This window comes from Labrys sp. 22185 (genome assembly GCF_052045555.1).
GTDB classification, from domain to species: Bacteria; Pseudomonadota; Alphaproteobacteria; order Rhizobiales; family Labraceae; genus Labrys; species Labrys neptuniae.
This window is the reverse complement of sequence record NZ_JBQEPH010000081.1, coordinates 1-7,669: the sequence shown is the minus strand read 5'-3', so window position 1 is coordinate 7,669 and position 7,669 is coordinate 1. Positions and strand designations below refer to the sequence as shown.

At 58.6% G+C, this 7,669-nt stretch carries 9 protein-coding genes and 3 pseudogenes; 2 read left to right on the top strand and 10 right to left on the bottom strand.

What is annotated here, in order from left to right:
* Positions 1 to 82 precede the first annotated feature (82 nt).
* Positions 83 to 737, top strand: a pseudogene (locus tag ACTJKX_RS37510) (IS66 family transposase); the annotation flags it as partial.
* On the opposite strand, the gene ACTJKX_RS37505 reads toward ACTJKX_RS37510, so the two are convergent.
* Both ACTJKX_RS37505 and ACTJKX_RS37500 read right to left on the bottom strand, forming a co-directional pair.
* Positions 680 to 820, bottom strand: coding sequence for a hypothetical protein (locus ACTJKX_RS37505; RefSeq protein WP_440728438.1), 141 nt, complete (start codon positions 818 to 820; stop codon positions 680 to 682). The pseudogene ACTJKX_RS37510 and the gene ACTJKX_RS37505 overlap by 58 nt on opposite strands.
* Positions 817 to 1,416: a lysozyme gene (locus tag ACTJKX_RS37500; protein ID WP_440728437.1), complete on the bottom strand. Its 600-nt coding sequence runs from the start codon at positions 1,414 to 1,416 to the stop codon at positions 817 to 819. Before ACTJKX_RS37500 ends, ACTJKX_RS37505 begins: the two co-directional genes overlap by 4 nt.
* A 71-nt stretch (positions 1,417 to 1,487) precedes the next feature.
* Here ACTJKX_RS37500 and ACTJKX_RS37495 point away from each other — a divergent pair, with 71 nt between their 5' ends.
* Complete coding sequence (locus ACTJKX_RS37495) at positions 1,488 to 1,997, top strand: transposase (RefSeq protein WP_440728436.1); 510 nt, start codon at positions 1,488 to 1,490, stop codon at positions 1,995 to 1,997.
* 297 nt (positions 1,998 to 2,294) lie between these two features.
* Here ACTJKX_RS37495 and ACTJKX_RS37490 read toward each other — a convergent pair whose 3' ends face one another.
* The 8 genes and pseudogenes from ACTJKX_RS37490 to ACTJKX_RS37455 all read right to left on the bottom strand — a co-directional run.
* Complete coding sequence (locus ACTJKX_RS37490) at positions 2,295 to 2,729, bottom strand: hypothetical protein (RefSeq protein WP_440728435.1); 435 nt, start codon at positions 2,727 to 2,729, stop codon at positions 2,295 to 2,297.
* Positions 2,730 to 2,760: 31 nt separating this feature from the next.
* The gene (locus ACTJKX_RS37485) at positions 2,761 to 3,972 is read right to left on the bottom strand and encodes a hypothetical protein (RefSeq protein WP_440728434.1); all 1,212 of its coding nucleotides are present in this window, start codon (positions 3,970 to 3,972) and stop codon (positions 2,761 to 2,763) included.
* A 103-nt stretch (positions 3,973 to 4,075) separates the two neighbouring features.
* Positions 4,076 to 4,353, bottom strand: a pseudogene (locus ACTJKX_RS37480) (integrase core domain-containing protein); the annotation flags it as partial.
* A gap of 632 nt (positions 4,354 to 4,985) precedes the next feature.
* A pseudogene (locus ACTJKX_RS37475) lies at positions 4,986 to 5,441 on the bottom strand (IS5 family transposase); the annotation flags it as partial.
* Between the two features lie 60 nt (positions 5,442 to 5,501).
* Complete coding sequence (locus tag ACTJKX_RS37470; RefSeq protein WP_440728433.1) at positions 5,502 to 6,041, bottom strand: hypothetical protein; 540 nt, start codon at positions 6,039 to 6,041, stop codon at positions 5,502 to 5,504.
* A gap of 232 nt (positions 6,042 to 6,273) precedes the next feature.
* Positions 6,274 to 6,768 carry a hypothetical protein gene (locus ACTJKX_RS37465; protein WP_440728432.1) on the bottom strand — a complete coding sequence of 165 codons (495 nt, stop codon included), beginning with the start codon at positions 6,766 to 6,768 and terminating at the stop codon, positions 6,274 to 6,276.
* A gap of 63 nt (positions 6,769 to 6,831) precedes the next feature.
* The gene (locus ACTJKX_RS37460; RefSeq protein WP_440728431.1) at positions 6,832 to 7,413 is read right to left on the bottom strand and encodes a helix-turn-helix domain-containing protein; all 582 of its coding nucleotides are present in this window, start codon (positions 7,411 to 7,413) and stop codon (positions 6,832 to 6,834) included.
* Between the two features lie 75 nt (positions 7,414 to 7,488).
* A partial coding sequence (locus ACTJKX_RS37455; protein ID WP_440728430.1) for a hypothetical protein occupies positions 7,489 to 7,669 on the bottom strand: 181 nt, incomplete at its 5' end.

Sequence of the window (7,669 nt, the reverse complement as noted above, 5' to 3'; positions counted from 1 at the left end):
GCTCGATCATCCACCTCTTCAGCCCAGCCGAATGCGCGAAATACTTCCAGGCAGCGGGCTATGAACCAACTTAAACAAGATACGCTCTAGGGTCGGTGCCGGTGGACGCGTTGCCCGAGATGATCGTCCCTGGGGTGGCACCGATCCGCCGGCAGTCGCCTATGTCTATGCGCTCGATCGCAAGGCCGAGCGACCCATCGCTCATCTAGAGGGCTTTGTCGGCGTGCTGCAAGTGGACGGCTATGGCGGTTACCGCACGCTGGCCGAACGCAACGCTGTGGTGCTCGCCTCCTGCTGGGCCCATGTGCGGCGCCGCTTCTTCGAACTGGCCGCCGCCGGGCCTGCGCCGATCGCCAGCGAGGCACTGCAACGCATTGCCCAACTTTATCAGATCGAAACCGAGATCGCCGGTCGCGATGCCGAGGCTCGCCGAGGCGATCCGCTATGCACTCTCACGCTGACCAGGGCTCACCCGCTTCATTGATGACGGCCGCATCGAACTCGACAACAACGTCGTCGAGCGATCCATCCAGCCGATTGCCCTCAATCTCAAGAATGCTCTCTTTGCCGGGCATGAGGGGGGACGAACCCGGGCAACACTGGCCACCCTTCTTCAGACATGCAAAATGAGCGGCGTCGATCCTCTTGCTTGGCTCGCCCAGACCTTAAGCCGCATCGCTCAAGCATGGCCGGCCACCGAAATCGAAGCCCTCATGCCCTGGAACTTCAAATCCTGAATGTCCCCACCTACGCGCTTGCAGCCGATCGCCGCCACCGCTCGGCCGATGCCGGTCGAGAGGAAGGTCAGGGCCAGGCTCATGGCTGCAGCCCCGACACGCAAAGTTCGGCCTCGCCGATTCGGGAGGCATCGCCCATCTCGCGCCGGTTCACCAGGCCGATCACCATGCGCCCGCCCGCCTTGTTGTAGGCGGTTGCCGCGATACAGCTGGCCTGATACTGCCCTGCCCGGCCGAGCCTAGCGGCCGTCGAACTACAGGCCGTGCTGACACCGGCATTCCAGCTGAGCGAGATCATCATAGCCTGCCAGGCCAGCGGCCGCTCCTCGAAACCGTCGATGCAGGCCTTCAGGCCGGGATAGAACTCGTCGCCGAGCCGGCGCTTCAGGCGCCGGTCGCAGCCTGCCGGCGTCTCGACCATGCCGGCCCTGACGTTCTGCGTGTCGCCGTTGCAGATCGTCCAGCGGGGCGGCTGCGCGATGCGATCGAAATAGGCGTGCAGCTCGCGCCCCTCCCACGGCTTGATCAGCGTGTCGCCCGCCAGCGCCACGGCAGCGGGCACGGCATCGCCGCCCGACTGCTTCACATACAGGATGCCGCCGATCGTAGTCGCCGTGGCCAGCACGGCGGCGATGGCGACAGAGGCGCGCTTAGTCGGGCTGATCTTTTGGACCGGCATCGGAAACTCCCTTTTGTGCGAGGAAACGAGCAAAGAGGGCGGCGCAGAAGGATATCGATGCGCGCTGGACGTTGAAGATCGGCGGCAAGATCCGGCATCGGCCGGACGGGACGCTGCTGCCGCAGATCGCCTTGCCGGTGTTCGGCTACAAATCCCATATCGCGATTGACCGGCGCTTCGGCTTCATCCGGGAAAGTGCGGTCACTTCGGCGTCACAGGCGGACGCAAGGATGCTGCCGCGACTGGTGCCGACGCAGAACACCTCCTCGGAGGTCTGGGCCGACAGCGCCTATCGCTCACGGAAGAACGAGAAATGGCTCTCCGCGAAGATATTGGTCAGCCGGATCCAGCGGCGCAAGCCGCAGGGACGGCCGATGCCGCAGCATGTCGCGCGGGCCAATGCCGGCAAGTCCGCGATCCGGGCAGCGGTCGAGCACGTCTTGACTCACCAGAAGAACCGGTTCGGCCTTTTCATCCGCACCATCGGCCTCGCCCGGGCCGAAGCCAAACTGACGCTCGCCAATCTCGCCTACAATTTCGAGCGGCTGATCTTCCATGAGCGCGCCAGTGCGAGGGAATGAGTCTGTCTGAAATCCGACGAAGCACCGCAAATCGCTCGCAAAAAGCCGGTGATCACGCCCGGAAGAGGCCGATCCACGCTCATGCGCTCGCCACCGCCTTTGCGCCCGCCAAAATCAACCGGTTCTTGCGGGTGTCCAGCTTCGAGCCACGGATCGTGCCCAAGCATTCGCAACGCCAAATCCGCAGCCTTCCCCGTCAAGAGTGCATCCATTCGGCTTGAGAACCTCTTTCGAGCTTAGCCCGCCAGATGTTTTCTTTGCGAATGACGACCAATCAGGGGAAGGCTGCGCGTTAGGTCAGTCTTGTGATGGAGGCCTCTCTGGCATCTCAACCACAGGGCGCTCTACCTTAGGGATATTGGGTTTATCAGGAGCCCCTTCCGGTATTTTGGCATCCAAATGCTGCTTCGCACTGTTGAGCGTGGATAAAGCTGGATCGACCACCGTCGTAGGCTCCTGGTTGAGGGTCAGTTTACCGCTCGCGAGCGTTTGAAGGTTCAGGAAGGTCGCTTGAATAAAGTTGCTCGTCAGATCCAAAGCGACGGGCGAATCTTCCCTGACAATTTTTGGGTCCTGTAGTTCATACTCCTCCTCAGTGATTCCTTCGAAAAGCTCGGGATCAGCGCGCTCACGCACCTTCCACTCTCCCGGGATATAGCCGTGCAGATATCCCGCCGCCTTTTCGGCGAGCTGGCCTGCTTGAATCGCTCCATCAAAAATGAGCTTAAACATGGTCCTTCTCCATCAGAGATTATTTTGTTGATCAGTATTTGTAGAGAAGTTCTTCGTTTGCCCCAACACTATTATTGCGGCCAGCGAGGCTCAGCGATTCTACGTCGAAAGCCTCATGCTCTCCAACGAGTGTGGAAACAACTTCAGCCCAGCCCTTAAGATCGTAATTTTCGCCGTAACGCACCAGGCCGAGCACCTGAATATTTGCAACAACGACTTGCGTATATTCCTCGTATTCCTCGGAAGGTTTCACCCCGCCCGGATCGAGCGCTTGGACCCTTGCTCTTTCCTTGTTGGAGGTTATGGGGCCCGGCAAATAACCAGCATAGTAACTATCAATTTTTACGGGCTCATCGTAGTAAAGAGCAACATAACCATCAAATACGATAGGAATCGTGTAGTTATAGCGCTTGATTTGACGGCGCTGTGTGGCTCTCACTACAACGCGCGAGCCCACCGTCCCGCTTAGGGTTGAAGTTTGCTTCCATCCCGTGGTTATCGAACCACTGACTTCTCCCATGATTCCGAGTTTGAGATCTGCCGATACTTCTCCCTCACCCGTTCCGGTGCTGGTCGATTTCACCTCGTCTGTCTCGGACTGCTCCACTTCGCCTTCGACTTGACTTTCGCTACCTACATTATCTTTGTGGTTATGTGCAATTTGCGTGGTGCTGGCTGATGCGTGCGCCTCCACTTCTTTGCCGACTTCGATTGCTTGCTCGAACGATGCAGAGGCCTTATCGTCAAAAGTAAGATCGACGCTGCCCTCCAGTGACCAGCTAGTTACATTTTCGATCGAAAATTCGACAGAGCTTTCCCACCGCATGTCTTGCGGGTCCGTGCGGTTGACGTAGACCTGCTCAGAGATCACATCCGGACGCGGCTGAACGATATCGCTACGTTCTTCGATAAGCGGCTGCCCCTTGTTCATATAGGCGTACCACTGGCGCTCTTTCGCGCTCTTCTCGCCTTTCGGGTAATTTCCGAACCTTCCATTGTTGATGGAAAATCCGGTGGGCAGCACGTGACGATCGTTACCGTCTTTATCCTTTTTTTGGGCCAAGGCTTGGACATATTCTGATGCTAAATAGTCCGTTCCAGTTACGCTCATGTACCTATGAGCCCAATCCAGAATGTAACCTTTTCTACCAACGATGTCTAGCTCTTTCAGATTGCGATCCGTTAGCACATAACGAATAAATCTTGATGGAATATAGGTAGGACCCATTGGATTAGCAGACATAATCTATTATTCCCTTTTTTAGTTAGATGTTATGCGACGCTTTACTTGATGTAGTTTTCAAAAAATTTGAATCGGCGCTTTCACGTTTGACGACAGCATCGATGAGTTCGCTCCTGCGGTTGGATTTGCCCTCTCGGGCGGGCTGAGCGACGGGGGCGGACGCGGAACCGTCATGGTGCGCACCGTCTGATCCCGCCGTGGATGGAAGGTTGAGGCGAAGGCCGTTGGCGTCTGCCATCTGAGCTTTGAGGGCGGCCGCATGGTGTTGTAGTCGAGCTGCCACCGGGCGAGAGCGGCTCTGGCCTGGGGCGGGCTGGAGAACAGCGTCTCGTTCCACAGCTCGTCCCGAAGGCGGCCGTCGAAGCTTTCGATGAAGCCATTATCCGGCATGTTGTTTTCGGTGCCCGCGTTGGATTGGTCGTCAGGTCGGATAGGCTTGGTGCATCCGGGCCACGGGACGCCGGGAGCACGCAAGTGCGGGCAGGCCGTCCTATGCAGATGAACTGAGAATTCGAGCACGTTATCTGGCCGCCCCTACGACTCGCCCGGATGCGCTGCGAGCGCGGATCCGTATTGCGTGTTGCCCGCCGGCTCCCTGTTTGTGAGCAATGATGGAGGGGACCGTGCGTATTGTCGGTATGGACATACACCGCGCAGCCGCCGAGGTCGTGTCGTTGCTTGGCGGCTACTTCGGCAACCTGCTGGCAAAACCCGCCCGCGCTGAACATTTCCGAGAAGTAACCGCGTGCATCACCAAAGCATCTCGGACGAATCCTTACAACATCAGGAATGGACTGAAATTCAACCATCATCAACGCAATTCCAAATGCGAATCATTCCCTAAGGTAAGGATAGATATTGGCCTAGGTCAATATCGACTATGTTTATATATTATATATTCTATGTGGTATAAATTCCCGCTCTACTCCATAAACAATTTAATCGCGAGATACATATCGGAATTTTAATTTATAAACATTGCCGCATCTACACTCACCTCCTATAGCGTCGGCTCATAAACTCCGGCACCATATTCTTGCGGCGACGAGCTTTACGGCGGCGAGGTAATTTTCCGGACGCTTGTCATATCGGGTTGCGATGCCTCGGAACTCAGCAGGATATCTGCTTCACCCGGTTCGTCTGTCAACGCGTCGGCCTGGGTGCAGTCAGCAATCTGTCCGCCGGTCACACGCAAGTTGACGGGGCGCCCTTCGGCGTCGACGAGCGCGTGGATTTTGCTCGTAAGTCCGCCGCGGGAACGTCCCATGCCGCCATCATTGCCGTCCCCTTTTTCCCGTGGCCGCATGCTGATGAACGCGGACACAGGTCGAGTCGCTCACGACGATGCCATCATCGCAGGCCGCCGAGACGGCTTGGAGAAGCCGATCCCCTACTCCGGCTTTGCGCCAGCGCACAAAGCGGCTGTAGCAAGTGGTCGGCGGGCCAGCGCGCTCCAGAACTTCCGCCCACCAACCCATGACACGCTGGGACTAAACACGTCGGCTTCGGCTTCGCTGGCCCGGGCCGGATCAACTCCAGCTCATCTCGCCCTTTGCGACCTTGGATCCGATGTCGATCGTGATGTCCATTTCGAGGCCGGGATGCCGTGCCTGGATGGCAGCCTTGAGTGCTGCGGCATCGCTGGCCGTTGCCAGTTCGTCCTCGAAGGCCCGCAGATAGCCTTTCGTATACTCGACACCGGAAGGGTCGGTCGCGGCCCACGGTGCCATATGACCCGGCACGACGATCTTCGGCTCAAGCGCGGCGATCAGGTCGAGATTGGCGACCCAGGCTGCACGCTGCTCCTTCGTCGGAGTATCCGCCGTCCAGACATGGATGCCGGAGAAAACGAGGACACCGCCAAAGACGGCCTCTAGCGAGGGCGCCCTGAGATAGCGCCGGCTGGAAAGCCCCTCCGCCTTGATGACGTTGATCATCTCGCCATCGACGCTGAGCGCGGGGCCGTCGAAGACCTGCGGGAATATGATCTCGCTCGGGCTTCGCGGGCCGTCCTCCTGGAACTGCGGTCCCCAGATGGCAATCTTGCCCTCGACATTTTCCCTGATCACACCGAGCGTTTCGCAAGCGGCCAGTACCTTCGCATCCGGGAACGATTCGCAGATCGGTTTGAGGCCGAAATAGTCATCGGGATCGGACCGGCTGACATAGATGGCCGTCAGCTTCCTGCCGATCGCCTTGATGCCGAAGTGCGGCGGGAGAATGTGCTGTATACTGCGGCGTCGGCGCTGCTCGCCACACTGGCGGGCATTGGGGCCGGCAAGAGAGCTCCATCAGGCTGTTCTATTGTCGCCTTGGACGTGTGGTGGCGGGAAATTCAGGCCAAACTTTTGAACCGGCCGCACATCGCCATTCAGAAGGGGAATTCCTTCCATATTCTGCAAGTACAGCCAGGAGAATTGCGAACTGGCTGATGTTGAGGTTAACACCTAAAGGGAGGGCTATCTTAAGATCCTTCTCGCTGTTTCCATGTTCGGCCAAAACCGTCATGCCCCAGTCGAAACGGTCGAGCAACACGCGTTGGGTGCCGGCTTCGGCCTCTTTGACCGGCGAGAATGTACCGAGAACGGCCATGCGCCTGATAGTTTGGTCGGCCGCGCCTTCATAGGCTTCCGAGAGCCTCGCATGCTCGGCAAGAGGACGGACGCCGACGAAGTCTTGCGCCAGAGGCAAGAGCAGTTCCAACATGGCTTTGGCTGTTATCCACTCGACCTGCGGCAGCGATTTCAGCGGGCAATGGCGATCGAGGAACAGCTTCACGATTTCATGTGCCAGCATTCGCATCCTTTCTCACAGACACGCAGATGCCTGATATCTTCACCGAGTTGGCGCGGGATCACTTCAGTCTTCGGCGACATTGAGATGGTTAGCCTGCCTTTCGAGCCATTTTTGTGCATGCAATTTGCGGGCGGAACTCAGCCGGCGATAGAGCGCAATAAAATCGGCTTCATCTTGTGTTACGCTGATATCGATCTGCTGCTCCACGTGCCCGCTTAACAGCGTCTCCACTGAAACCCCCAGGAGCTGCGCAAGGCCGGGCAGGTGCTTGTTGACGCTGCCCTCCCGCCCGGTTTCCCAGAACGCCACGGCCGGGCGAGAGACATTCAGGGCGTCGGCGACCTGCTGCTGAGTAAGACCTGCCGCATTGCGGAGGGCAACGATGCGCTTGCCCAGCTCGGCGCTCGGTGAAGCCTTGGCTTCATCCTCGTTCGGCTGTGCGATGAGGATCGCGGCGCGATCGGCAATCCATCTGCGGAATTCGCTGCGCGTGACCTTGACCGGCTCGGCATCGGAGCGATCATCGGCACGGAACAAGATGATCGTCCTGAAGATATCGACAATGCTGCGCCGGTGTTCTTCGGGATCGGCAGGCTGCCAGATTTGCCCCGGCTGCAATATGACGGCGTTGCGAATACGCGGCATACTTCTCCTCCCGCCCCCCGAAAAGAATGTCAGCCAGCCCTGTTCAAGGGCTGGCTGTTTTTGTCATCGCAATTGTCAGCCGTTCAGCGCGGCATCCGCGGCGGCGTCAGCCTCGACCACATAGGGTCCGGCAGCCAGGATCTGCAGCCCCAGCATGGCGATCGCATTGGGGGCGCGCTCGCCGAGCGGCAGCACGGCATCGCCATCCGTCCAGCGGCGAGACCCTTCCGGCACCGACCAGCCGCGCAGGGTGCGG